This window comes from Clostridium nigeriense, assembly GCF_050585265.1.
GTDB classification, from domain to species: domain Bacteria; phylum Bacillota; class Clostridia; order Clostridiales; family Clostridiaceae; genus Clostridium; species Clostridium nigeriense_B.
This window is the reverse complement of record NZ_JBNOOE010000004.1, coordinates 26,197-53,156: the sequence shown is the minus strand read 5'-3', so window position 1 is coordinate 53,156 and position 26,960 is coordinate 26,197. Positions and strand designations below refer to the sequence as shown.

Below are 26,960 nucleotides of genomic sequence, written 5' to 3'. Positions count from 1 at the left end.
TGACATGATAATTTTCCAAATCTATAATTAAAAATATAGTTTAAGGTTTTATGTTAATTCGCACAAATGAAAGGAGTGCTTAACTTGGAAAATAATATAGAAAAAAAGAAGGTCATATTTAGCGGAATCCAACCTTCTGGTCAATTAACCTTAGGAAATTATCTAGGAGCTATAAAGAACTGGGTTAATCTACAAAATGAATTTGATTGTTATTTTTGTGTAGTTGATTTACATGCAATTACAGTTAGACAAGAACCAAAGGATTTAAGACAAAGAACCCTTGAAGTATTAGCAATTTATATTGCAGCTGGAATAGATCCTGAGAAAAACACTTTATTTATTCAATCTCATGTACCAACTCATAGTGAAGCAGCTTGGTTATTAACTTGTAACACTTATATGGGTGAATTAAGTAGAATGACTCAATATAAAGATAAATCTCAAAAATACGGTGACTCTATAGGGGCTGGACTATTTACTTATCCAGTTTTAATGGCAGCTGATATCCTTTTATATAATTCAGATTTAGTACCTGTTGGTCAAGATCAAAAACAACATTTAGAATTAGCAAGAGATATTGCAAACAGATTTAATAATATATATAGCCCTACCTTTAAAATACCTGATCCATATATTCCAAAGATAGGTGCTAAAGTTATGAGTTTACAAGAGCCTACTAAGAAAATGTCTAAATCAGATGATAATCCAAATGCATATATATTAATTATGGATCCACCTGAAGTTATTAGAAAGAAAGTTTCTAGAGCTGTAACAGATAGCATTGGAGTTATAAATTATACAGATGAACAGCCAGGTGTTAAAAACCTATTAGATATATTAATTGCAATTAAGAATTCAACAGCTGAAGAACTAGTTGAATATTATAAAGATAAAGGATATGCAGATTTAAAGAAAGATGTAGCCGATGCTATAATTTCAGAATTAGAACCAATCCAAAATAAAGTAAATGAAATTCTTAAAGATAAGAAAACATTAGAGTCAATTTACAAACTTGGTGCTGAAAAAGCTAACTATATTTCAATGAAAACACTAAGAAAAATGCAAAAGAAAATAGGATTTATTCCTAGATAATAACTCTACACACCAAAGATTAGTAGTCATTTCTTATTTCTACTAATCTTTTACTAAATTTATATAATATGAGGTCTATTATGATTAAATTTTTAAAGAAATCAACATATATTTTACTGTTACTTTTTGTTTTTTTATTTCCCATTCTACCTAGCTATGGTAAGTTTAGTGTAGATATTTTTATTTATGCTATTTTCTTTTTAGAATTTGTAGGAATAACTTTTATTTCGGAAAAAAGGAAAAAATTTTTTTCTAACTTAAAAACTATTTTTATTAAAGATAAAATTTTTTTGAGTCTTATTTTATTAAATTTATTAATGTATTTGTCAATGTTTATGGCATTTAATAAATATGTAACATTAACTAATAGCATTAGGTTTTCAATGTATCTTTTTATTTTTTATATAATTTCTTATGAATGTGATAAAAATGATATAAATAACTTACTTACTGTATTTCTATCATCCTCCATACTAGTTAGCTTAATTACCATATTTCAGGTTATATATACAAAGATTATAGGTAGCAATATAGATATGGAACATAGAATATCATCTACTCTTGAAAATCCAAATAATTTAGGTACTTATAGTATTTTAATAATCTTTATATTTATCACTTTTGTGTTAAAAAGTAAAAATAAAAAATTAAAAATTATAAGTTCTATTGCTACTTTACTATTATTATTTAATATTATCGTATCACAATCTAGAAATGCGCTTTTAGCATTAATAATTGGTGTATTTATTTTTGCTATACTTTACGATAAGCGATTTTTATTGTATTCAGTGTTTGTACCTATAATACTATTTATTATTCCTCAAACAAGAGATAGATTATTTGCTGTTTTTGATATAAATCAAAATGATTCTAGACTTAAAATATGGAAATTAACTGAGATTATGATCAATGATAATCATAGATTATTTGGACTAGGCTATGAGAATTATTCATTAAATTATAAATCTTATTTAGAAAGCAATCCTTCTTACTTCGTCAGGGAAAGTTTACTTCCTTTACATCCCCATAACGTAATATTAAAATTTCAAGTTGAACTTGGAATATTTGGAACAATACTATTTATATTATTTTTAATTATTTCTATATGGACATTTTATAAACTTATAAAAAATAAATTAATTTCTAATTCTAATGGATTATATTTAGGACTATTTGTAGGATTCATATGCTTTCAAATTATGAATATAATAGATTGCTACTATGGCCCTGTTAAAATAATGTATTGTTTATTCATAGTTTTATCAATTTTAAATAATAAAGCATTAGAAACTAAATAAAAATAATAAGAAGAGTGTGGCTTACACTCTTCTTATTATTTTTTACTTATTCCAGTCTCTATTTGTTAAATATTGAATGAATGGTTCTCTAAGTTCATCTCTTTTTAATGCAAACTCTACTGTGGCTTGAAGGAATCCTAACTTATCTCCAACATCATATCTTCTTCCTTCAAAATTATATGCATACATAGCTTCATTTCCTATTAAAGTTTGTAATGCATCTGTAAGCTGAATTTCTCCACCCTTACCCGGCTCTGTACTTTGTAATACATCAAAAATTTGTGGAGTTATTATATATCTGCCTAGGATAGCCATGTTACTTGGTGCTTCTTCAACAGATGGTTTTTCAACTAGCTTTTTAACTTTGTAAACCCTATTTTCAATATGAATTCCATCTACTATACCATACTTATTTACATCTTCTTTATCTACAGTTTGAACTCCTAAAATTGTTGTCTTATATTCTTTATAGCAATCCATTAACTGCTTTAGGCAAGGAACTTCTGAATCTACTACATCATCACCAAGTAAAACTGCAAAGGGTTCATTTCCAACAAAGGCTCTTGCACATAAAATAGCATGACCTAACCCTTTAGGTTCTTTTTGTCTTATATAGTGAATGTCTACCATATCTGATATTTTTCTTACCATTTGTAATAATTCATCTTTATGATTCTTCTCAAGCTCCATTTCAAGTTCTACAGACTTATCAAAATGGTCTTCTATACACTTTTTGTTTCTTCCTGTAATTATTAATATTTCTTCTATACCTGAAGCAACAGCTTCTTCAATTATGTATTGAATAGTAGGCTTATCAACTATAGGAAGCATTTCCTTTGGCTGAGCCTTAGTTGCTGGTAAAAATCTAGTTCCAAGACCTGCGGCTGGTATAATAGCTTTTCTTACTTTCATATCTATCCCTCACATCCAATATATTTTACATTATATAACAATAAGATTTTATCATATATTTTTTTATAAAACAAATCTATCTAATGCTCTTTATAAAATCTATGAACTTGTCATGATTTATTGCAAAGTTTCCAGAAACCTTCTCACCATCGCATAAATTTTTAGTAACTACAGAGCCAAGGCTTATACTTACTTTATTACCTAGTTTAAGTCCATTAGAAATTATTGCTCCCAGGCCAACCCATGAATCATTTCCTATTATTGTCCTTCCTCCAAAAGTAGTTCTTGAAGCAATTAAACATCTTTCTCCTATTTTAACTCCATGTTCAATATGAACTAAATCATCAAGTTTGGAATGATCTCCTATAATAGTATTATCCCAAGTATAAAGAGCTTTATCTATACATGAATTATATTGAATTTCAACATTATTTCCAATAATTACTCCACCACAATGATTAACATTCATTACTATTCCATCAACTCTCTTATATTCAAACCCTTCTCCACCTATAATTGAACCAGATCTTATAATACTATTATCTCCAATCACAGTATTTTCTCTTATTACAACAAACTCTTCTATTATTACATTATTTCCTATTACTACGTTTTTATTGCTTATAGATGATAAATTACTTATTTTACATCCTTCACCTATTGTAGTATTAAATTCTTTTCTTCTATAATTATCTTTACTTGATAATATATTATGTAACTTAAAATAATCCATTCTTGGATTTTCTGAAATTAGTACACCATATCTATCTTTAAGCTTCTCTCCTAATTCTTTAGTAGTAATTACTGCAGATATCTTATCACTTAAACTATTTATATATTTTTCACTTTCAATAAAAGTAAGAAGTTTTTCATCACAATCTGCTATAGTAAGTCCTAAAGATGTAAACTCTCCATCATTTAATAAACTTAAGCCTTCACCTAAGTGCAAAATTTCACTTAATAACATAATAATCCTCCTAATTTTGTTTTATATATTTATTATACCAGTTTTTTCTCAAATTTTTAATCTAATATTTTATTGCAGTATTTATATCATTATGTTAATATATTTAAGTATTATTTAATATTTATGTAGAAAAATTATATTTATATTGTTAATTAGAAAATAAATTTGTTTGTTATGGAGGAAAAAGAATGAAGAAAAGTACAAAAGATTCTATTGTAGTAGGATTTGCCCTATTTTCAATGTTTTTTGGAGCAGGTAACTTAATATTCCCTGCATTTTTAGGAAATACAATAGGAGATCAATATATTTTAGGTGTTATAGGCTTTATATTAACAGGAGTAGGTCTACCTCTTCTAGCAATACTTGCTTGCTCTAAAGGAGATGGAACATTTAAATCTATTTCAAGTAAAATCGGACCAAGATTTTCAGTAATTTTTACTGCTATATTATTTATTGCTATTGGTCCAATGCTGGCTATACCAAGAACTGCTGCAACTACATTTGAATTAACAATTAATCCATTTTTTCCAAATATACCTGCATTTGTGGCTATGGCAGTATATTTTATAATTAATTTATTCTTTGTTTTAGGAAAAACATCAATAATTGATACACTTGGTAAATATTTAACTCCTGTGCTTATGGCACTATTATTTATTTTGATCACTAAAGGATTATTTATGCCTATTGGTTCTATTTCAGCAACAAATGCAATAAATGTATTCCCTACTTCTTTATTAGAAGGTTATCAAACAATGGATGCTATAGCTGCTCTTCTATTTGCAGGAATAATAACAACTTCCTTAAAATCTAAAGGGTATAAAAATAAAGAAATGCCATCTATGATCTTTAAATCAAGTTTAGTTGCAGTATTAGGATTGGCTTTTGTTTATGGCGGATTAACCTACATAGGTGCTCAAACTATAGGATTAGTACCTTCTGAAATAGGTAAGACTGGATTACTAATATTTATTTCTAAAAGTATTTTAGGAAATATTGGACCTGCTATAATTGGAATAGCTATGGGACTTGCTTGCTTAACTACTTCTATAGGTTTATTAACAGCAGGCGCAAGCTTCTTTGAAAAGATATCAAATGGTAAACTACCTTTTAAAATTAACGCAATAGTAATATCTATTATAAGCTTAGGTCTTGCTACTCTTGGAGTTGATAATATAATAGCTTTATCAGTTCCTATACTAAATGTACTTTACCCAGTTTCTATTACTCTTATTGTAACTACACTTTTATCTAATTACCTAAAAAATATTAAAGCTGTTAGAGTGGGAGTATATACTTCATTAGCATTTGGATTATTATCTGCTATACCAGGATTAAACCTAACCTTTATACCTCTAGCCGAAGTAGGATTTGGATGGTTTATCCCAACAGTAATTTCAATACTTATAGGATATATAATCTATTCACCTAAAACTAGTCAAGAAAGCCAATTAGATTAAAAAAAGCAGTAAATAGGAGCTATCTTAGGATAGCTCCTATTGTTATTATTAATAATAAACGTCCTTATTTACTTTCTTAAAATTTTTAAATGTAAAGTATGATACTATACTTATAATTACTATAATTGTTAATCTAACAAATACTATCTGATATGCACTTAATGTATATCTAAAATATTCATCATTTATAAATTCACCTATATATGGAGCACTTACTACTCCTAAAAAAGTTACTATCATAAAGCTTGCTACTTTTTTAGGGAAATCAAATATTATTCCTTCATTCATATTTTCTACAAACATCTTATTAGTTAATATTCTAGAAATATAAATTAATATAAGTCCAATAATTACGAAAGCTACTGATATACAAATTATTTTTGTAGGATAAATAGTATTTTCTACGCTATATCCTCCTAAATATTGCATTAATCCATTATAAATATATCTTAATCCATATACATTTTCATAAGAATAGTAACTTAGGATAGGGTTAAAATTAACAAGCAAAGCAACTAAATATATAAAAGATAATATACCTGCTCCAACTAAATAATATAAGTTTGCAAAAATACTATCTAATAAAGCTAAAATTCCTATAGTCAATGTTGAAATACTAATTATTCTTATTACATCAAATATAATTATTTTACCAAAACCATCCAGATATTGTAAAATATCGTAATATTGAATACAGTTTTTAACTATTATAGATAGAAAAATTCCTATGTAAATAAGAACTGACATAACAATTATTATTAATTCCCTTACTCTAATATCAAATCTAGAAAATGGTCCAGATAAAAAGGTTGACCACTTCTTTCTTTTAAATATTCCAACAGTTATAGCATATATTGCTAATATATAGGCAACTAATATTACTACTCCTTCAAATGAAAAAATATATCCAATTTGACTTTGATTATACAAATAATATTTTATATTCCAAGTAAATACTCCATTGGTTCCTATAACCGTAAAAATAAAAGCTGCTATATAAACTATACATAGGGGAAGAAAAATGTTAGCATCTCCCTGATAAAATAAATTACTATTTAAATATTTCTTCATCACTAGACTTCCCTTCTATCCTATTTATAAATACCTCTTCTAAACTTAGATCTATTTCCTCAACAAATAAAGGATTAAACCTCTTAATAAACTTTTTAAATTCATCATCATTATCCTCTATTACAACAGTAAACACTCTCCCAACTTGAGAAATATTAAAAATTCCCGGGAAATTTAAATCTTCTTCATACACAGGCATATCAAAGGCTACTTGAATCTTCTTAATATTACGTTTTATATTATCTAAAGAATTATGATACTCTACCTTACCTTCATTAAGAATTAAAACATCATCACATATTCTTTCAAGCTCAATTAAATTATGGGAACTAATTATAACAGACTTATCTCCTCCTGAAACCTCTTCCATAATTATCCTCAAAACTTTTTCTTTAAGAATAGGATCTAATCCTGAAGTTGGCTCGTCTAGCACTAATAACTCTACATTTAGAGAAAATGCAACCATTAAGTTAACTCTCATTTTCATTCCTTTAGATAATTGTAAAAATCTTTTATTTAAAGGAATCTTAAAAAGCTTGTTAATCTTATAAAATTTTTCTTCATTAAACTCAGGATATAATCCTTTATAAAAATTAACTATTTCCCTTAAAGTAATTAAATAAAAACTATTATGTTCATCTGGAACAAATGCTATTTTTCTCTTGGCATTAGGATTATCATAAACCTCTTCGCCATCATATAGTAACATTCCTTCTGTCCCCTTATAAATTCCAACTATTCCTCTTATTAATGAAGTTTTTCCTACTCCACTAGGCCCTACTATACCTAATACCTTTCCTTTATCTAATGAAAAATTTATATTATTTAAAATTTTATTATCTCCATAATTTAGGGAGTAATTTCTAACTTCTAACATCTATATTCCACCCCTCATATCCCTATACTCCTGGCTTAATATTAAAATCAAATCTTTTTCATCTAGCCCCAAGTAGTTTGCTTCTAATATAATTTTCTTAAAATCTATCATTAACTTATTTAACTTTTCCTTGGAAATATTCTTTTCATAATTTTTTGATATAAAAGTTCCCTTGCCTTTTATAACTTCAACTATATTTTCTTTTTCTAACTCAATATATGCCTTACTTACAGTATTAGGATTTATAGTTAAAAGTGCAGATAATTCCCTAACTGAAGGTAACTTATCACCCGATTTAAGCACACCCTTAAGTATAAGTTCCTTGATACCAAGTATTACTTGTTCATAAATTGGAGTACTAATTCTTGCATCTATTCTTAACATAATATCACCTCACATTTAGGCTATTGATACATTAATGAATAATAATCAACTACATATCCTTCCCCTTCATCTACTAAAATTAAGTATAAAGTCATAGATGTCCCTTCACCATCATAAATATTTTCTATAGTTCCATCTTCTTTTACATAAGACTTTTCAAAACCTGAATTAAAATCTCCATATCCATCCAATTTATAGACTCTAACTTCATTATTACTTGGATATTTAGGAATATTCTTAAAAGATTCATTATAAGTATTCTTTAAATTAGTTAGGGAGTTAAAATCTACTTCCTTCATTTCATATCTAAAAAAAACTGGCACTTGATCATTAATAAATTTATTAGAACCTTCAGTGCCTACAAACATCCTATATCTCTTAGATATACTTTCTAAAAAATCCCTTGAAGGAACATAATAGTAGCCATTATCATCCTTTACCATCTCGTATGTATTTATGTATCCTATAAAATTAATTATTGCATCCTCAGGCTTTTCAAAAGTTTTTTCCTTTTCATAAAAGTTATTTTTATTGCCAAAGGCTGATACTATAAAAAATGCTAAAATAACACCACCAACAGCTAAAAAAGTTGACCTCTTCATAATTGTTCCTCCTAAATAATAATAAAAAATTGTCAATAACTTATTATAAGATATAATTTCCTAAAGAATAAAAAATACTAAGTGTACTATATTATATAGTCCACTTAGTATTATATGGAATAATATGTTTTTAAGCAATTAATTTTTCCTTAATATGTATAGTTATCTTTGAATTTTTATTAAGATTCTTTTAATAAATCTTCATATAATTTTAATAATATTTTTTCTTCATTTTCCCAACAAAAATTATTAATATATCTTTCTCTATTAGCTTTACCTATTAATTTTATTTCATTTCTATTATTCATATAATATTGTATAGCTTCTGAAATATCATCTACATTTAAAGGATTTACATATATTCCAATTTCCCCAAACAACTCTTTCCAGAATGGGAAATCAGATAATATTACGGGTAATTCACAAGCCATATACTCTATAACCTTAGTTGGAATAGCTTTTTTATAATTTGGAGTAGGATGTAACACACTTAAACCAATATCGGATGCTTTAACATATTTATATAGATCTTCAGCTTTAAAATTCCCATAATATATTGTATTCTCATATCCTTTTAATCTTTCACATTTTTTTCTCAATTCATGTGATTCCCATGTTCCTGCTAACCACAACTTCACTTTACCATTAAATTTTTCTGTTGCCATAATCATTTCTTTTATTCCTCTAATTTCTGTTATAGCTCCAGTGTACAATATCACAAACTCTTCTCTATTCTTTTTATTTTTAATAGATTTAGTATCATCTATTATAGATTTTATTGCATAATTTTTCACAGCAATAACATTATCATTATATTTATTAAATTCATCTTTTAATTCATCTAATATGGTAACTATTCCACTAAAACTTTTACTTTGATTTTTCTCATATTTATTAAATATTGAAGAAATAATCTTTCTCATCCATTTAGGACCTAAATAATCTTTAGATAATATTTGTTTAGGTACATCTTCATGAACATCATATATTACTTTTTTACCTTTTTTAATTAATTTTTTACCTATTGGTATTAATTCAGGATCATGAAAGTGATAAATATCTGCATCTAATTCTAAAGCCTTCTTATATGCTTCATTCCTTCTGTATATTAATCTTTCTATTCTCCCATTTCTTTTTTTAAGGGGAACTATATCTACACCATTAACTTTCTTACTTTTATTAGAAGTAATTATCAATGCTACATCATATCCAGCTTTTTTTAAACTACTACACTCTTTAAATAATATTCTATTATCATTATCACGATGTACAGTCGAAATATGGCATACCTTTTTTTTCATCCAACCACCTTATCTATTTTGTATATTTTCAAAGTTCTTTACTAACACTATTTCATATCTGAACTTGAAAAATTCATAAATGGGAAGGTTACAGGCATTCCTGTTTTTCTTGATTTATAAGCTGCTAATATTATAGATAATGGAACTATTGCATCTTCACCGCTTATATATGGCTTTCTATCTTCATTTACAGCTTCAATAACATCTCTAAATAAAGGAGTATGTCCTTTACCATATACACTGTCTATTTCAACCTGTAAATCCTTCTTAACCGCCTCTTCATCTTCGCCTTCAAATCTCCAAGTCTTAAGTTCATTAACAGCTAAACCACCAATTACTACTGTTCCTTCTGTACCAAACATACTTAAAGTTTCTTCTAAATTCTTTGGATATACAACTGCGCTACCTTCAACTATTCCTATAGCACCATTTTTAAATCTAATTACTATAGCACCAAAGTCTTCTCCCTCAATTGGATTTCTAAAAGTATCACACTCTGCATATACTCTTTCAACTTCAGAACCTATCATCCATTGTAATAAATCTATATTATGAATACATTGATTCATTAAAGTACCACCATCTAAATCCCAAGTACCTCTCCATGGAGCTTGTTTATAATAATTATCATCTCTTCTCCAAAGTATTCTAGCAGTACCATTCATTATTCTTCCAAGCTTATTATCTTCAACAGCTTCCCTTAGCTTTTGAATAGGCTTATTAAATCTATTTTGATGAGCTACAGATAACTTAACATTATTCTTTTTAGCCACCTCAATCATTTCATTTGCATCATCTATTGACATAGCCATAGGCTTTTCAACTATTACATGCTTTCCTTTATTCATACAATAAATTGCTATTTCAGCATGATATCCACTTTCTGTTGCAATAGTTACTACGTCTATATTTTCTTTTTCAATCATTTCTTTATAGTCTTCATATATTCCAACATTTAATGAATCATCATTCATCTTATCTAAATATTCTTTAGCCTTAGCTTCTGCAAGTTCTAATTTAACATCACATGTAGCAACTAAATTAGCTAATTCTCTATTTTCATATAAACCTTCAACATGCTTATATGAAATTCTTCCACAACCTATAATTGCAAAATTTAATTTTTTCATTTCTAAACCACCTTACATCTATATACATTTTATTATAGTTTTTACAATTAAATATATATCAAAAAAAACATTACTTTTTTCTATATATTCAAGGTTTAAATTTAGTTTATCTTTCATTATAACATTAATATAATACTCTTCAGGGTTATCTACTTTTCCAAGTATATCATTTTCATCCTTATATCTTAAAGAAGCCATATCCGTTATTCCTGGTCTAATGTCTAATACTTTTTTTTGTTCCTTATTATATAATGCTACATATTTAGGGACTTCTGGTCTTGGTCCAACTAGACTCATATCACCTTTTAAGACATTGAATAACTGAGGTAGTTCATCTATTTTAAATTTTCTAAGGAAAGCTCCAACTTTAGTTATTCTATTATCTTTACCAACAGTTATTTGTTTTCCAAGCTTTTCAGCATCAGTTACCATTGTTCTAAACTTGTAAATATCGAATTCTTTGCCATATCTGCCAACTCTCTTCTGTAAGAATAATATACTTCCCTTTGAATCTAATTTTATTGCTATACTTACTATTATAAATATTGGTGACAATATTATTATTCCAAACAAAGACAGCAGAAAATCAAAAATTCTCTTTACTACTTGATTTAGTTTACTCATTATTTATCCTCTACTTCTATATAATATTTACATCTTTTATTCTTTAGTTATAGCCACTTCATTTACTTCTGAGGGTTCCTTGTATGTTGGAACTATTTGCTTCATTTTTTTCCTTATTAACTTATCATCATTTTCCTTTAATAATTCATTTAGTTCCTCTAACTTCTTATTCAAGGTATCAATGCTTTCAAATGTTGGCTTACCTATATATATCTTATTATGTCCTGTACTTTTTAAGCCTTCCTCACTCATAAGTAATTCTTCGTATAGTTTTTCACCTGGTCTTAAACCTGTAATTTTAATTTTTATATCCCTATTTAACTCTAACCCAGATAATTTAATTAAATCTACCGCTAAATCATAAATCTTAACTGGTTTTCCCATGTCAAGAACAAAGATTTCTCCTCCTTGTGCAAAACAACCAGCTTGAAGTACTAATTGTGCTGCTTCTGGAATAAGCATAAAGTACCTAGTTATATTTTTATGAGTAACAGTTACTGGTCCTCCATTTTGTATTTGCCTTTTAAATAATGGAATAACAGAGCCATTACTTCCTAGTACATTTCCAAATCTTACAGCTACGAACTCCGTATCACTTATTGTGTTATATGATTGTATTATCATCTCACACAGTCTCTTAGTTGCTCCCATTATATTAGTTGGATTTACAGCTTTATCTGTAGATATTAAAACCAATCTATCTATTTTATGCTCATGAGCAGTTTTTACTAAATTTAATGTTCCAAATACATTGTTTTTTATAGCCTCTTTAGGACTATCTTCCATTAAAGGTACATGTTTATGTGCGGCAGCATGGAATACTACATCTACACTATATTTATCAAAAATTTCTTCTAATCTACCTTTATCTCTTATAGATCCTATTAAAACTTCCATATCTACATCCGGGTAGTTAGCCTTAAGTTCATTTTGAATATCGTAAACTGTATTTTCATATATATCAAATAAAACTAACTTTTTAGGACCAAATGGTATTATTTGTCTACACAATTCTGATCCAATAGATCCACCAGCTCCAGTTACTAAGACAACTTTGTTGTTTAAATAACTAGAAATTCCCTTGTTATCTAAAACTATAGGATCTCTACCTAATAAATCCTCTAATTCAACATCTTTAATTTTACTAACTGTTGCCTCTCCACTTATTATTTCATAAATTCCTGGAATTATCTTAACTTTACAATTAGTTTTCTTACATATTTCTAATATTTCTCGTTTATTTTCATTATCAATAGATGGTATCGCTAAAATTATAGTGTCTATTTCTTTTTCTTCAGCTAATCTAACAATATCTTTCCTTTTACCTTCTACCTTTACTCCACTTATACGCTTACCTTGTTTAAAGTCTCTATCATCAATTAATATAATAGGATTTAATTTCAAATTTCTTCTAGAAAGCATTTCATTAATAATCATAGTTCCTGCTGAACCAGCTCCTATAATCATTACTCTTTCTTGATCACTAGCATATTTATAAGGCATGTATAATAAAGCTCTTCTATATACTCTAAAAAGAATTCTATATCCTAATGTAAATATGCATACTAACATAGTCCCTATTACAGATACATTTAATGGTATTGTAGATCCAAAGTTTCTAGTATATACAATAACTATTGCTCCTGCTAAAATACCTCCGCCTACACCTAATAGGAATTCATCAGTTCCTGTTAAATGCCAAAGAGAGCTATACATTTTAAACAATGCAAAACATACAATATATGTGATGGTAACAAATACTACATCGTTTTGATATATAGTTGCATACTCTGTAAATCTCTCATAAGCAGTTATATTTATAGCAAGTAAATAAGCCATGTTCACTAAAAATATATCTATAATTATAAGTAATAACGTTTTTATCCTATTCATATTTATCCTCCACTTCTAGATTAGAAGAATTTATAATTATTAATTTAATTAATATAAAATTTAACTTATATAATTATACTACTATTTTATTTTAATTGTCTACAAAGTATGGCTTTTTCTAATATACTATTTATAAAAGCTATAGAATTTCTATAGCTTAAATTTATTTCATTAATTTTTTTAATAATTCTACAATTTTTTCAGATGCTCTTCCATCACCAAATATTAATTCTTGCTTACTTTTAGGATTGAAATTATTTATTGCATCTATAATTGCATATTTATCTGTTCCAACTATAATGTTCCATCCTACTTCAACAGTTTCTACCCATTCAGTTTCATCCCTCATTGTAATACATGGTTTTCCCATAAAATAAGCTTCTTTTTGAACCCCTCCGCTATCAGTAACTATTTTTTTAGCATTAGATTCAAGCATTAGCATTTCTAAATATCCTATAGGTTCTATAATTTTTATATTTTCATTAAAAGTAAGTCCATAATCACTAACAAACTTCTTTGTTCTAGGATGAAGTGGTAATATAACAACTTCATTACTTTCATTTAATGCTTCAATAATATTTTTTAATCTATTAATATCATTAGTATTCTCAGCTCTATGAATTGTAGTTAAAATATATTTATTAGGTAATATATTTAAATCCTCTAGTAAGTATTCCTTACTCTTAGATATTTCCTTGAACATTAGAACAGCATCATACATGACATCACCAATGTTATATACCCCTTCTGTAATACCTTCATTTTTAAGATTTTTTTCGGCATCTACTGTTGGAACTAATAATAACTTTGATATATTATCAGTAAGTATTCTATTTTGCTCTTCAGGCATTGCTTTATTATAGCTTCTAAGGCCAGCCTCAACATGTATTACTGGTATTAAAAGCTTACTTGCTGCTAAAGCTCCTGCTAATGTTGAGTTTGTATCTCCATAAACTAAAACACAATCTGGCTTTTCATTAATATATATTTCTTCAAGTTTTTCTAACATCTCTCCAGTCATTTTACCATGGCTTCCAGATCCTATTTTTAAATTATAATCTGGTAGTGGTATTCCCAATTCTTCAAAGAAAATTTTTGACATATTATCATCATAATGTTGTCCAGTATGCACTAACTTTTCATCAAAATATTTTCTTAGTTCTCTTGATACTGGAGCTGCTTTTATAAATTGTGGTCTTGCACCAACAACTGTTATAATTTTCATATCTAACCTCCATAGAATTTTATATATTGCTTAATCTACTTATTTGCTTTACTCTCTCGTTCCAAGTATTATTTTTTTTAGCAATCTTAACATTCTTATTATATTCTAAAATATCATCAACATTAACTTTCATAAGAGCTTCATATAAACTCTCTACATTATCATCTGCAACTAATCCAATATTATTATCTTCAATAAACTTTGCTACCTCTTTACACCTAGTTGCAATTATTGGTAGTTCATACGATATATATTCAAACAACTTAACAGGCATAGAAAAATCCATATAGAAATCAACCTTCCTTGGAATTATTGCTAGGTTTGCCTTACTATATATTTCCTTAAGTTCATTTCCTGATGCATGATATATATTAAGCCAAGGTTTATTTTTATATTCACCTAGTTTACTTAACTCTTCTTTTCTGCAGACTAAATGTAATATCATTTTTTTATCTTTATTTACCCTATCTAATGTTTCAAGCAGTAATTTTCCACCATACTCTTCAGATACTCCACCTACATAAACAACTTCTACATTTCTACTAATATTACCATCTACAGAAAGTAATTCACATCCTGGAGGCAACGCTTCTTTTTCTTTAAAATCAAATAGATCTCCCATAGTCTTTGTTGGAAAATAAACTTTTTTACAAGTATTCTTAATTATACTCCAATCAAATTTATGCATTGTATTAATTATAAATCTTTTTATTCCTTTTAACTGATACCAATCTGCAAATTTCCAATATGCATCTCTATAAAATATACCTATTGGAATCTTTTTTATTTTACTAATATATAATAGTAATAAATGATCACATAAATTAAATATTGGACCTGCTGGAGGTTCTACATAGCAAAAATCAAAATTTCCTTTTTTTATACTCTTATAAAATTCAAGACAATTTTTCCATCTTTCTAATTTTCTATTTTGTAATCCAGTTAAAAGAGTTATCTTATATCCTTCTTCTAAGAATGCATCATATATTTTTTTAGGTCTTACCGATGAACCACTCTTTTGCTCATTGAAATCTACAAAAGTTATATATAATATATCTTTACTCATTCATTTGCTCCTTGCTTCTTTTATTATATACAATTATAAATATACCTACTAGCCAAAATGTACACCCTGATACTGTTTGTAATAAATATGGTTCCATAGAGTTAAAAATTATAAATATAATAATATAAGTCTTTAATAATCTTTTTTCAAATTCACTAAACTCATTAATACTTTTAAAATATATAAATATTATTATAAGAATTAACATTAAACCTAATAATCCATTTTGAAGAAAAACTTCTAAAAATCCGTTATGTGAATGTGCAGCAACTCTCTCATAAGTCGGAATTACCTTTCCTCTAAATAAAGAATCTATACTATTAAATCCATTTCCTATTACTGGGTTACTAGAAAAATGACTTAGTGCATAATCCCATATGTATCTTCTTCCACTAAAAGAAATATTTTTATGAAACACTTCTCCAATAAGTGTATTCAAAAATACAGAATTAAAATTAATTAATGGAAGAAAAACAGAAAAAGCAGTAGACAATATAAGTAGAATATTTGCTCTTTTATTATTCTTTATCCATAAAAATATAGGCAAAAATAATGCAATAATCAAAATTCCTGTAGAACTTTTTGATAATAAAACTAAAAATATACTTACAAATATCATAAATAATATTGATTTATTTATTCTATTATTGATCTGTTTAAAAAAATATAAATAATATAAATATACAAATATACACAAATTTAAATAAATTATTAAAGTGCTTCTACTTAGATGTATTCCTCTAATAACATCTGAATTATCCATATATCCTATATCCTTAAATACAAATATAGTCAACACCTCAAGTGATAATAATATATTACAATAATTTTTAAGATATAAAATAATCCTATCTTTATTTATAATATTGAATAACACTATAAAATAAGATAATAACCCTATAAAATTAATATACATCTTAATTGCCTCAAATTTTTCAGGTGTTATTAAGATACTTCCACCTACAAACAATATAAATATTATAATTACATCATACATTCTAAGTTTAATTCTTTTGGTTAATATATAGTAAATCATTAAAAGAATAAAACTTAAATTTATAAGCAACCTGATAATACTAAGTATACTAGGATTTATATAAAATTTTTCAAATAATGCATCACTAATAGATGTATTAATAAACAATACAAAAACATTAAAAAATACATTACATAATAATACTCTAAGTAACATCTTTATCCTTAATTACCTCTCTATATATAGAAACTAGTTTGTTTGCCACGACATTTTCTGAAAAGTTATTTTCACAAAATCTACTAATATAGTATTTATCATATTTATCATACTCACTTATCATTTTAATCATAGCATTTTTAATTTCATCTATATTTTCATTTTTTACTAGTAATCCACACTTTTCATTAATAAATGTATCTGGTCCCCCTGTTATAGATGCAATTACAGGCTTACCATAATTCATAGCCTCAATATAAACTATTCCAAAGGTTTCAAATCTACTTGTTAAAATAAAACAATCACATTCATTCATATTAATAGCTACTTCTTCTCTGCTTAACTCTCCCAATAAAAATATATTATCACTTAAATTATATCTACTGATTAGAGTCTTCAGATTATTCATTTCTTCTCCATTACCACCAATAAATAGTTCAACATTCTTTAATTCATTTCTACCTAAATTGAATGCTTCAATTAATAAATCCATTCCCTTCTTAAATGTTAGAAATCCTAAACTAAAGAATCTAAACTTCTTATTTTTATTATTACTTTCTTTACTAATATTTATTTCCGGCATTTTCACCAAATTAGGTATTACTTCAATTTTACTTTTATCTATATATTCTGAAATATCATTTTTTAATCCATTACCAACAACTAGTACTCTATCAGCCTTACTAAATACATTTGTTAAATATTTTTTTTGTGTATTATTTAATAGTTTTCTGGAATACTTAGTTGAATGTTCAGTTATCACATAGGGTAAATCTAATCTTGACTTTGAATATGCAATTCCCATATCAAGAGCTGAATGAATATGAACTATATCTATATGCCCTTCTTTGCTTAATATTTTCTTTATCATTTTATTGACTAAAATTGAATAATATTTTAAATATAATTCTTGCATTTTAGGAAAATAATTATAAGTATTATATCTATATACCGTAATATTATTTTCAATACTAACTTCAAGCTTGTTTAATTTTTCTTTAAAATCTATTTGTCTTATATCTCTAATATTTATACTAAGAACAATAACCTCTATTCCTTCTTTGCTTAGTGCCTCAGCCTGTTCCTTAAAAAACACTCCATTTAACGGCTTTTTACTATCTGGGTACCAAGATGGTAATAATAAAACTTTCAAAACTAATCACCTACTCCTAACTAGTGACATTAATTCTGTTAATATATTTTTTTATAAATATATGATGAATTATAGATGAAATTATAAAAACTATTAAAGTCGCATAAGCGGCACCTATACTTCCATATTTTTTTATAAGAACTATGTCTAATATTATATTAGCAACCCCTGAAAAAACAGCATTTATAAGATTTGCTCTTGCATCTCCCAAACTTGCTAATATATTACCATAAGGTATTCTAAATGTTCCTGATATTAGATAACCAAACATAAGAACTCTAAAACATCCTATTGAATCCATGTATTTAGGAAATAAAATATAAAATATAGGCTTAGCTAATATAATACCCCCTAAACTTATTATTAAGTTTACTACTCCTAAGCTTTTAATCAATATTGATAATTTTTCTTTTATCCATTCCTTATTGTCTTTATTTTGTGCAAAATATGGATAAGCAAATACCATTAGTGATATAGGGATAAATGTAATATTAAATGGTATTGTAGTAGCTACTTTATAAGCTGCAAGTATCGCCTCATCCTTCGTAAATACACCTATAAGTTGAGTGTCTAATAAATATAAGATTTGTGACATAGCATTACTTAATACAGTAATTACAGAATATTTTAAGAACTTAATTTCAACACTTCGGCTGTCCATTTTTGTAAATTTAAACAACTTAATATCTTCTCTAATAAAGTATGCTCCTAATAAAACTGTACTAAGATAAGCAATATACATACCTAAAATTAATCCATTTGCTCCATTTATATAAGAAAGAGATACTGTAGCTATAAAATATATGACAGTATTAAATACTGTTAACCTACTAAACTCCTTATTTTTAAGTGAAGCTCTTAAGTATGCTTGTATTGAATTATATGTTATATTTAGTACTGGTATAAATGACATAATAAAGAGGTATTGTCTACTTGATTCTATAGCAATTGGTCCGAATATAGAATATATCATAAGAACTATGCTAACAAGTATATTAAATACAAACCCAACCTTTATCCCAAAACTAAAAAATTTATATTTTTCTTTAGTTTCTTTTTCAACACTTGAATATTGTAAAATACCTGCAGTAACCCCTAACCCTTCAAGCAATAATGCAAAGCTCATTGTATTTTGGGCATATGAAAATGCACCATATTCATTTACAGATATAATATTAGTAAGAAACAGTACAGTCATAAACTGTACTATTTTATTAATGAAGTTAGCACTAAAAATTTGTACTAATCCTTTGCTTAATATTGATTTAATATCTTCTTTATTCATAAATATTCCTTATCCTCTTTATAAAGTTAAGTAATGTCATTACTTGTGTTTTTTCGGTAACATTTCCTTCTCTAACTAATACTTCACAGTCCTTACTTATTTCAGGATATTTTTCTAATAGCCAAAAATTTTCTTTTATATAATCATTTATAAAGTTTCTCAGACTATCATTTTCATCATACCATTTATTGAAGGGATTCATATTATTAGCTTGTGAAAAGTGTAATTGAATTTGTCCATCAATAACTCTAAATACTTTTCCTGCAAATGTTCCCATAAATTTCGTATTAAACTTAGTTGGCCTTAAATTCCACTTTTGCCACTTATACTTTGTTGCATCTGGATAATACTTTTGTATCATCTTCAAAAATAATGCTTCTTTATATTTATACTCTGGCTTCATCCTACTGCAATAATCAATTAAATCATGATTAGTAAAAGGCTCACTAGTTTCAGATATGTCTAATGAACTAACCGATCCATTATACATTCCATTTATTCCTCTATTATAAATAGCAAACCTCTCTTCATTCCTATATTTTTCCTTAACCATTTCAGAAATATACTCTACTCTTCCTTTTAATCTTCTTGAATACATCCAATTATGTATTTCTGGTTTTGTATGATTAGGGGCATCTATATAATCTCCATGCATAACATCAGCTAAATTACCATTATGAATAAATCCAAAGTTATCAAAATTTATAATTTCATTTGCTGAGACTAGATGAATAGCTCCTGAATATATATTTTGTCCAAAATTTGCTTCTACTGCCTTATCTATCTCTTTAAGAAATTCTCCATTATTTAAACTTTTAAATATGCTATTTAATTTAAAATCAGCAGCTATTTGTCTTGCAATTTTCTCATCTCTTGAATAATTTTCTGAAAAAGTTATGGTTGTTATATCATCATATCCAAGATCTTTCGCCACAACAGAAATCATTCTAGAATCTAGACCACCGCTTAAATAAGCTACATGCCTATATCCATTATCTTTATCTTTTTTGAAAGCCATGTCAACGGATTCTCTAAAAAGTTCGTTCATATTTTGTATTATTTTATCTTCACTATCATTTAAATAATTTTCATTATCTAAGAAATAATACTGTTTTAATTCTATATTATTGTCATTATATTTTAATATAGTTCCTGGCTCTAATCTCTTAATTTCTTTTATGAGAGTTGTATCAGAAATCATATATCCAAATGTAAGCATATAATAAGCACCTAATTCATCAAGACTTACATTTATTTTCATTTTTTTAAGAACTTCTACTAATTCAAACAAGTCTGAACTAACCACAAAACTATTATTTTCTTTATTAAAATAATAGTATATTGGCTTATTACCAAGATGATTTGTAAATACATATATTTCTTTTTTTATTTTATCGTAAACTACTCCATAAAAATTGCCACGTAAATCTTTAACAAAATTAACTCCCTTTTTCTCATACATTTTTGAGAGTAAATCAAAATTATCTTTAGCCGCATATTCTATATTTAACTTTTCATTATTTAATATTACACCATCAATTACTATTATTAAATCTTTTGATTCTTTAAACACTTTTTCCTTTTGAAATTTTTTATTAAAATGTTTATAAATAATTAAATTGTCATTTTGCATTGAATCAAATTCATTACTTCTAAGCTCAGATGAAATATTATTTGAATATATTAAAGTAGTACCTCTCATGAATTAAACCTCCTAAACTACTTTCTATATTGATAATAAGAATTTCTAAATCTATCTCCAAAATTAAATGCTAATCCTATTATATTAGCACCTAAACCATTAACTTCTTTAATAGTTGATTTAACTATATCTTTCTTTGTTGATTCAGCTTTTATATTTAAGATTACTCCATCACTATTTTTTATTAATACTTTTGTATCTGAAACGTATTTAAATGGAGGTGTATCTATGATTATAAAATCATATTTATTCTTAAGTTTATCTAATAACTCTAAAAATTCCTTAGAATCAAATAATGACATTGAATTATGATTTATTGAAACCGGGCTAATCAACATTAAATTATTGCTAATCTCAACTTCACTATCTTTTAATTCACATTTTCCAGATATTAAATCTTCTAATCCTTTTTTTACATCAATATTTAAATTTTTAGCTATAGAAGGATTTATAAAATCTCCATCAATTAACATAACCTTATTACTGTCACTTAAAGCCAGAGCTAAATTAGTTGATATAGTAGAGCTTCCCTCACCCTTTAATGCCGATGTTACTGATATTATTTTATTATTTGAATTTTCTTTAGAAAATTTCAAGTCAGCAACTAAGGATTTATAAGCTTCTATAAAAACTTCATCACATTTATCTTTTGAAATAATAGTACCAAAACCTTTTTTACACTTAGGTATATCAGCAACTACAGGAAGTTTAATTTCTCTTTCTAGTTCCCCCTTTGTTTTAAATGTTTTATTTAAACATTCCAATACAAAAGCAACAACAGAACCTAATCCTAATCCACCTATAAGCCCCAATATAACTAACAGTTTATTATTTCTAATATCTGTCTTTTCTGTTATACCAACATTTTCTTCTATAGAAACTTCTGCATCCTCATTATAATCTTTTGATACTGCTAATAACTCATCCTTTATGGCAGTAATAATTTTTTCAGTTTGCTCTTTATCTTCACTTAAATATTTGACTTGTACAAAATCAGAATTGTTAATATTCACTAATGATAAATCGGCTAAAACCTGCTGAGGAGTTAAATCTAAACCTGCTCTCTTTATAACATTTTCAGCAAAATTTCTAGTTTTCATAACTTCTATATAGTTTTGTATTAAATTAGGATCTTTCTTTACAATTGTTCCGTTATCATTTACTAATACATCACTTTTAATAAGAGTTTTAAAATTACCTTGATATGTTATGGTTTCATTAGATGTTCCTGAGACTATAGCTGCTAAAATTGTAGTAAATATAGCAAAAACTAAAATACTCTTCCATCTTTTTACACAACCTTTTAGTATATCTTCAAATTTTAGTATCTCTGGTTCCATATTTTTATCCCTACCTTTATATATTCTTCAATAAAATATCTACTTTACTTCTTACCTAGTAAATCTAAATAAATGTTATTAATATAATTAAAATTATCAATACAATTATAATTATCTTCTACATATTTTCTTGCGTTCATTCCCATCGATTTTCTTAATTTATCATCTAAAAGCAATCTTTCTAATTTATCTGCTAAATCATTTGAATCCTTTCTCTTAGCTACAAAACTAGAATAATTAGGCTTTGTTGATTCCATTAATCCTCCAACATCAGAAACTATAACTGGTACACCACAAGCTTCAGCCTCAACAGCTGCTACTCCAAAGCTTTCACTATCTAATATAGAAGGAAATACAGCAATATCAAAGCTATTAAAAATATTAGGAACATCATTTGGGTTAACAAATCCTAAAAATTCTACATAATTCTCAATATTGAGTTCTTTACATAATGTTTTTAAATCGCTTTCTTTACTTCCCTTGCCAGCTATTTTTAATTTAATATTCAAATTTTTATTCCTGTTTTTCACAATCTGAAAAGCTTTTATCAAATATTCAATTCCATATTTTTCTTCTAATGTTTTTATTGTTCCTACAACTAACCCATCTTCAACAGTTTTGTTCATATTATTAGTCTTAAATTTATCTATATCTACTCCAAATGGAGTTATAAGAATATCTTTATCAATATATTTTCTTGTTTCATCTGCCATTACCTTACTAGTTGATAAAATCAAATCAGCCTTTTTCAAATTATATTTAAGTAATTTTTCATGAATAAAAGACTTTTTAGGAAAATCATACACATCACTTCCCCAAACTGAAATTATATATGGTTTATAGTTCATAAGTGATCCAAATAATCCATAGCTTGTTGCATAATGAGCATGTAAAATATCCGGATTAATTTCTTTAACTAATTTCTTTATTTTAATAATATTCCTTAAGTATCTAACCTTAGCTATTGAATTCCCTTGGTTTTCAATCTTCATAGCCATGCTATATACCTTTACTCCTTCAATTTCTCCATCATTTAATGAAATTACAGAGACATCATATCCCTTATCTCTAAAAAAACAACATAACTTTTTAGTGTGAATACTATTTGCATCACCTAAATAACAAATTTTCATAATACACCTCTCATTTAGAGTCTAGCCTAATTCGGCATTATATATTTTACTTAATTATAATATGTTACTTATATTATGTCTATAAAGTCCCCTTCTTTTTAAATATAGATTTATACAAGCTTTTAACAATATCTCTATACATAATTAAAATTAAAAATACACTTAATAAACTTAAAAATAATACCATATTGTTAAATTCATATATACTTGAATAAGCAGCTAATATATATACTGATATAGTGCATATCCAAAACCTTCCCATATACATCTTAATATTATAGTATTTCTTGCCATAATATGTCCTTGTCACAAAGAATACAATATATGCAAGTCCAGTTGATATTGCAGCCCCTTTAGCTCCATAAGAAGGTACTAATATTAAATTTCCTATTATATTAAATATAGCCGAAAAAGTAGCTATATAAACATGATACTTTGTTTTCTTCTTAAAATTAATACCTAAAACAGTAGTCTCAGATATGGTGTACATTATTGGCATAAAAACTAGGAATGGGAATATAAATTGTGCACCACGATATTCCTTTCCTAATAATCCTATAACAATGTCTTTTGTAGCTATTAATCCTACAGATAAAAGCAACATTCCTACAGAAACTATTTGATTTATATTAGTAAAAAATTCTGTATCTTCAGGATTTGTTTTATATTTTTCATATGCTATCGGAGTCCAAAAAGTAGTAAAAGCCCCCTGAAAATTATTTAATAAAGCAATAATAGTCATCGCACCTGTATATAATCCTATTTCTTCATAAGAGCTAAATATTCTTAGTGATACCCTATCTACAGATTGAAATACCCATGTTATAGCCATTGAAAAAATAAATGGTGTCCCATAGGTTACAAGTTCCTTAGTTGTGGTGTTAACTTTATTTACCAGTCTAATCTTTTTCCAATCCTGCCTTTCACTAATAATAGCCCATACTGTCTTTAATAAATTTGCTAAAATAGTTGCAATAATTATTGTCATATAATTATCCTTAAAGAATATAAAAAGAAATCCAACAAAAATCAAGTATCCTGCTTTATTTACCACATTTAACAATGAATATAACTTTCCTTTTTGCTTCATTCTTACCTGAATCATAGCAAAGTTTCCTAATATACTAAATATAGTATGAATTAATATTAATATAACTAAAGGAAATGAAGTTTCATCTACTATAAACACTGATATTTTTTTATAAAATAGTAGTAAGAAAATAGTTACTACCAAATTTAAAAATATTGTTATAAATAGACTTTTCCCTAATAATCCTCCTCTATTATCCTCTTCTTCATCGTAATAATATCTTATGTATGCTTGATCTACCCCCATCATTACAACCACAATAATTAATCCTGTAAAAGTTGTGAACATAGATGCTTTACCTAATTGCTCAGGAGATATTAATCTAGAGATTATCGGTGATGATATAAAACCTAAAATTAATACGATTCCATTTCCAATAGCAAACTCTATAAATTTTTTAAATAGTCCATTCATCCATTTCTTCCCCTGTAAATTATTTATTTTATCCTTATTATATAATATCATAAGAAATCTAACTAAAACTAAATTATTTATTAATTTTTATAATTGGATTTCTCTTCATATTATCATTGTATTATAATAAGTATTGATATAAATTTAATAGGAGGATATTTTAATGAAAAAAAACTTAATAAGGCTTTTTGTATCTACAGTAGTCATTTTCAATTTCTTTATAATTAAAGCAAATGCATTGGAATTAGATTACATAGAAGGCTCTGATAGATATGAGACAGCAGCAATGATAGCTGATAAAATGAATTATACTACAGCAATACTAGTTAATGGCCTTTCACTAGCAGATGGATTATCAGCCAGCGGTTTAAGTGGTGCTTTGAATGCCCCTATATTACTAACTAGAGATTCAGTTATTCCTTCATCAACCCTTGAGAGACTAAATTCAGCAAATACTATTTATCTAGTAGGTGGAGAGACTGTTATATCTTCAACAATAGAAAAACAGTTATCAAATATGGGTAAAACAATAAAAAGACTATCTGGATTAAATAGATATGATACATCTATAGCTGTAGCTAACGAAATAGAAAAAATCAAAGGTGTCCAAGAGGTATATTATGTAAATGGTCTGAAAGGAGAAGCAGATGCCATGAGTATTGCTCCTGTAGCCGCTTCTAGACAAAATCCAGTAATACTAACAAATGGACAAAGCACTACATATAGACGTAATGTCTCATCTTATTCAATAGGTGGAACCACCGTAATAGCTTCTAGCTTTGATAGCTTCTCTGAAAGAATTTCTGGTTTAAATAGATTTGAAACCAATAAAAATGTAATAAATAAATTCTTTCCTAATAAAACTCATGTTAACTTAAGTAAGTCAGATGTGTTAATTGATGCTCTTACTTCATCAGCCTTAAAAGAACCTGTTGTACTAATCTCTAATGACTCTGACAAAAGTGTTATTGCTGGTGCTAAAAGTGCTACTGTATTCGGAAATATTAGTACACCTGCTGTAAATAGAGCTAAAGCTTATTTATTTGGAGATACAGTAGTATTTTATTCGCAACATCAAGATGATGAAACCTTATTTGCAGGAAGTGCAATAGTAGATGCAATCGAAGCTGTTGGTAAAGAAAATGTATATGTTGTATTAGTAACAGATGGGACAGGCTCTGAGGTCTTTAACTGGAGTAGATATAAAAATATATCAAATGAAACTAAAATTGCTTTAAGAACAAATGAATTTAAAGCTGCACTTTCACAATTAGGTGTTTTAGATAGTAATATTGTTCTACTAGGACAACCTGAAGATAACATAGATAAAAATATTATTGTAAAAACAATAGATTATTTTGAAAGCAACTTTAAAAATGTTACTCACATAACTCATAGCTATAAATACGATACACATCCTCAACATTTAGCTACAGGAGAAATTTTAAATAACTTATACATAAATGATCTTGTTAAAGACTGTAGGTTTTTCCTACCTCCTTCCGAGGTAAGTAAAATACCTACTAATCAATTAATTGAAAGCGTATCAGATACTACAAACGAAAAAAATAAAGTTTTATCTGCTTGTAATGAATATAACATAGATAATGGAGATATGGTCAGAGAAGGGATTGGATACAAATCTGTACCTGGATTATTTAAAGCTCTAACATCTGATTATAAAGTTTCGTCTTATTTACACTTATCAGGAATATAAAATGAGCTGTCCTTTCGGACAGCTCATTTTAT

23 protein-coding genes are annotated in these 26,960 nt (G+C 26.7%); 4 read left to right on the top strand and 19 right to left on the bottom strand.

Annotated elements, in window-relative coordinates; all coding sequences use genetic code 11:
• Positions 1 to 66: 66 nt before the first annotated feature.
• Together trpS and ACQPVP_RS04975 are read left to right on the top strand one after the other, a co-directional pair.
• On the top strand, positions 67 to 1,092 hold the full coding sequence (gene trpS / locus ACQPVP_RS04980) for a tryptophan--tRNA ligase (protein WP_430847851.1): 1,026 nt from the start codon (positions 67 to 69) through the stop codon (positions 1,090 to 1,092).
• A 536-nt stretch (positions 1,093 to 1,628) separates the two neighbouring features.
• Complete coding sequence (locus tag ACQPVP_RS04975; RefSeq protein ID WP_430847849.1) at positions 1,629 to 2,390, top strand: O-antigen ligase family protein; 762 nt, start codon at positions 1,629 to 1,631, stop codon at positions 2,388 to 2,390.
• 42 nt (positions 2,391 to 2,432) lie between these two features.
• On the opposite strand, the gene galU is transcribed toward ACQPVP_RS04975, so the two are convergent.
• Positions 2,433 to 3,302 carry a UTP--glucose-1-phosphate uridylyltransferase GalU gene (galU, locus tag ACQPVP_RS04970; RefSeq protein ID WP_430847847.1) on the bottom strand — a complete coding sequence of 290 codons (870 nt, stop codon included), beginning with the start codon at positions 3,300 to 3,302 and terminating at the stop codon, positions 2,433 to 2,435.
• A 76-nt stretch (positions 3,303 to 3,378) separates the two neighbouring features.
• Entirely contained in the window at positions 3,379 to 4,269 is an 891-nt protein-coding gene (locus ACQPVP_RS04965; protein WP_430847845.1) for a UDP-3-O-(3-hydroxymyristoyl)glucosamine N-acyltransferase, read from the bottom strand.
• Between the two features lie 188 nt (positions 4,270 to 4,457).
• On the opposite strand from ACQPVP_RS04965, the gene brnQ reads away from it, so the two are divergent.
• Positions 4,458 to 5,729 carry a branched-chain amino acid transport system II carrier protein gene (gene brnQ, locus ACQPVP_RS04960; protein ID WP_430847843.1) on the top strand — a complete coding sequence of 424 codons (1,272 nt, stop codon included), beginning with the start codon at positions 4,458 to 4,460 and terminating at the stop codon, positions 5,727 to 5,729.
• A 48-nt stretch (positions 5,730 to 5,777) separates the two neighbouring features.
• Here the strand turns inward: brnQ and ACQPVP_RS04955 are convergent, their stop codons facing one another.
• The 17 genes from ACQPVP_RS04955 to ACQPVP_RS04875 all read right to left on the bottom strand — a co-directional run bounded on the left by ACQPVP_RS04955 (position 5,778) and on the right by ACQPVP_RS04875 (position 25,211).
• Complete coding sequence (locus tag ACQPVP_RS04955; protein ID WP_430847841.1) at positions 5,778 to 6,800, bottom strand: hypothetical protein; 1,023 nt, start codon at positions 6,798 to 6,800, stop codon at positions 5,778 to 5,780.
• Positions 6,781 to 7,677 (bottom strand): ABC transporter ATP-binding protein, encoded by an 897-nt coding sequence (locus tag ACQPVP_RS04950; RefSeq protein ID WP_430847839.1) that lies wholly within the window; start codon positions 7,675 to 7,677, stop codon positions 6,781 to 6,783. The genes ACQPVP_RS04955 and ACQPVP_RS04950 overlap by 20 nt, the downstream gene beginning before the upstream one ends.
• Positions 7,678 to 8,061, bottom strand: a complete 384-nt coding sequence (locus tag ACQPVP_RS04945) for a GntR family transcriptional regulator (RefSeq protein ID WP_430847837.1) — start codon at positions 8,059 to 8,061, stop codon at positions 7,678 to 7,680.
• 20 nt (positions 8,062 to 8,081) lie between these two features.
• Complete coding sequence (locus ACQPVP_RS04940; RefSeq protein WP_430847835.1) at positions 8,082 to 8,663, bottom strand: hypothetical protein; 582 nt, start codon at positions 8,661 to 8,663, stop codon at positions 8,082 to 8,084.
• A 179-nt stretch (positions 8,664 to 8,842) separates the two neighbouring features.
• Complete coding sequence (locus ACQPVP_RS04935) at positions 8,843 to 9,964, bottom strand: glycosyltransferase (RefSeq protein ID WP_430847833.1); 1,122 nt, start codon at positions 9,962 to 9,964, stop codon at positions 8,843 to 8,845.
• A 47-nt stretch (positions 9,965 to 10,011) separates the two neighbouring features.
• Positions 10,012 to 11,094 carry a Gfo/Idh/MocA family protein gene (locus ACQPVP_RS04930; RefSeq protein ID WP_430847831.1) on the bottom strand — a complete coding sequence of 361 codons (1,083 nt, stop codon included), beginning with the start codon at positions 11,092 to 11,094 and terminating at the stop codon, positions 10,012 to 10,014.
• Between the two features lie 18 nt (positions 11,095 to 11,112).
• Positions 11,113 to 11,718 (bottom strand): sugar transferase, encoded by a 606-nt coding sequence (locus ACQPVP_RS04925; protein ID WP_430847829.1) that lies wholly within the window; start codon positions 11,716 to 11,718, stop codon positions 11,113 to 11,115.
• Between the two features lie 36 nt (positions 11,719 to 11,754).
• The gene (locus ACQPVP_RS04920; RefSeq protein WP_430847827.1) at positions 11,755 to 13,611 is read right to left on the bottom strand and encodes a polysaccharide biosynthesis protein; all 1,857 of its coding nucleotides are present in this window, start codon (positions 13,609 to 13,611) and stop codon (positions 11,755 to 11,757) included.
• 163 nt (positions 13,612 to 13,774) lie between these two features.
• The gene (gene wecB / locus ACQPVP_RS04915; protein ID WP_430847825.1) at positions 13,775 to 14,836 is read right to left on the bottom strand and encodes a non-hydrolyzing UDP-N-acetylglucosamine 2-epimerase; all 1,062 of its coding nucleotides are present in this window, start codon (positions 14,834 to 14,836) and stop codon (positions 13,775 to 13,777) included.
• A 19-nt stretch (positions 14,837 to 14,855) separates the two neighbouring features.
• A complete protein-coding gene (locus tag ACQPVP_RS04910) occupies positions 14,856 to 15,902 on the bottom strand; it encodes a glycosyltransferase (protein ID WP_430847823.1) in 1,047 nt (348 codons plus the stop codon).
• Positions 15,895 to 16,665 (bottom strand): O-antigen ligase family protein, encoded by a 771-nt coding sequence (locus ACQPVP_RS04905; RefSeq protein WP_430847821.1) that lies wholly within the window; start codon positions 16,663 to 16,665, stop codon positions 15,895 to 15,897. Before ACQPVP_RS04905 ends, ACQPVP_RS04910 begins: the two co-directional genes overlap by 8 nt.
• A gap of 418 nt (positions 16,666 to 17,083) precedes the next feature.
• On the bottom strand, positions 17,084 to 18,247 hold the full coding sequence (locus tag ACQPVP_RS04900) for a glycosyltransferase (RefSeq protein WP_430847819.1): 1,164 nt from the start codon (positions 18,245 to 18,247) through the stop codon (positions 17,084 to 17,086).
• Between the two features lie 16 nt (positions 18,248 to 18,263).
• On the bottom strand, positions 18,264 to 19,532 hold the full coding sequence (locus ACQPVP_RS04895; RefSeq protein WP_430847817.1) for an oligosaccharide flippase family protein: 1,269 nt from the start codon (positions 19,530 to 19,532) through the stop codon (positions 18,264 to 18,266).
• On the bottom strand, positions 19,525 to 21,234 hold the full coding sequence (locus tag ACQPVP_RS04890; RefSeq protein WP_430847815.1) for an asparagine synthase-related protein: 1,710 nt from the start codon (positions 21,232 to 21,234) through the stop codon (positions 19,525 to 19,527). Before ACQPVP_RS04890 ends, ACQPVP_RS04895 begins: the two co-directional genes overlap by 8 nt.
• A 17-nt stretch (positions 21,235 to 21,251) precedes the next feature.
• Positions 21,252 to 22,574, bottom strand: a complete 1,323-nt coding sequence (locus tag ACQPVP_RS04885) for a polysaccharide biosynthesis tyrosine autokinase (RefSeq protein WP_430847813.1) — start codon at positions 22,572 to 22,574, stop codon at positions 21,252 to 21,254.
• A 44-nt stretch (positions 22,575 to 22,618) separates the two neighbouring features.
• Entirely contained in the window at positions 22,619 to 23,707 is a 1,089-nt protein-coding gene (locus ACQPVP_RS04880) for a glycosyltransferase family 4 protein (RefSeq protein ID WP_430847811.1), read from the bottom strand.
• 79 nt (positions 23,708 to 23,786) lie between these two features.
• Positions 23,787 to 25,211: a lipopolysaccharide biosynthesis protein gene (locus ACQPVP_RS04875; RefSeq protein WP_430847809.1), complete on the bottom strand. Its 1,425-nt coding sequence runs from the start codon at positions 25,209 to 25,211 to the stop codon at positions 23,787 to 23,789.
• Between the two features lie 163 nt (positions 25,212 to 25,374).
• Here ACQPVP_RS04875 and ACQPVP_RS04870 point away from each other — a divergent pair, with 163 nt between their 5' ends.
• On the top strand, positions 25,375 to 26,928 hold the full coding sequence (locus tag ACQPVP_RS04870; protein ID WP_430847807.1) for a cell wall-binding repeat-containing protein: 1,554 nt from the start codon (positions 25,375 to 25,377) through the stop codon (positions 26,926 to 26,928).
• Positions 26,929 to 26,960: the final 32 nt, after the last annotated feature.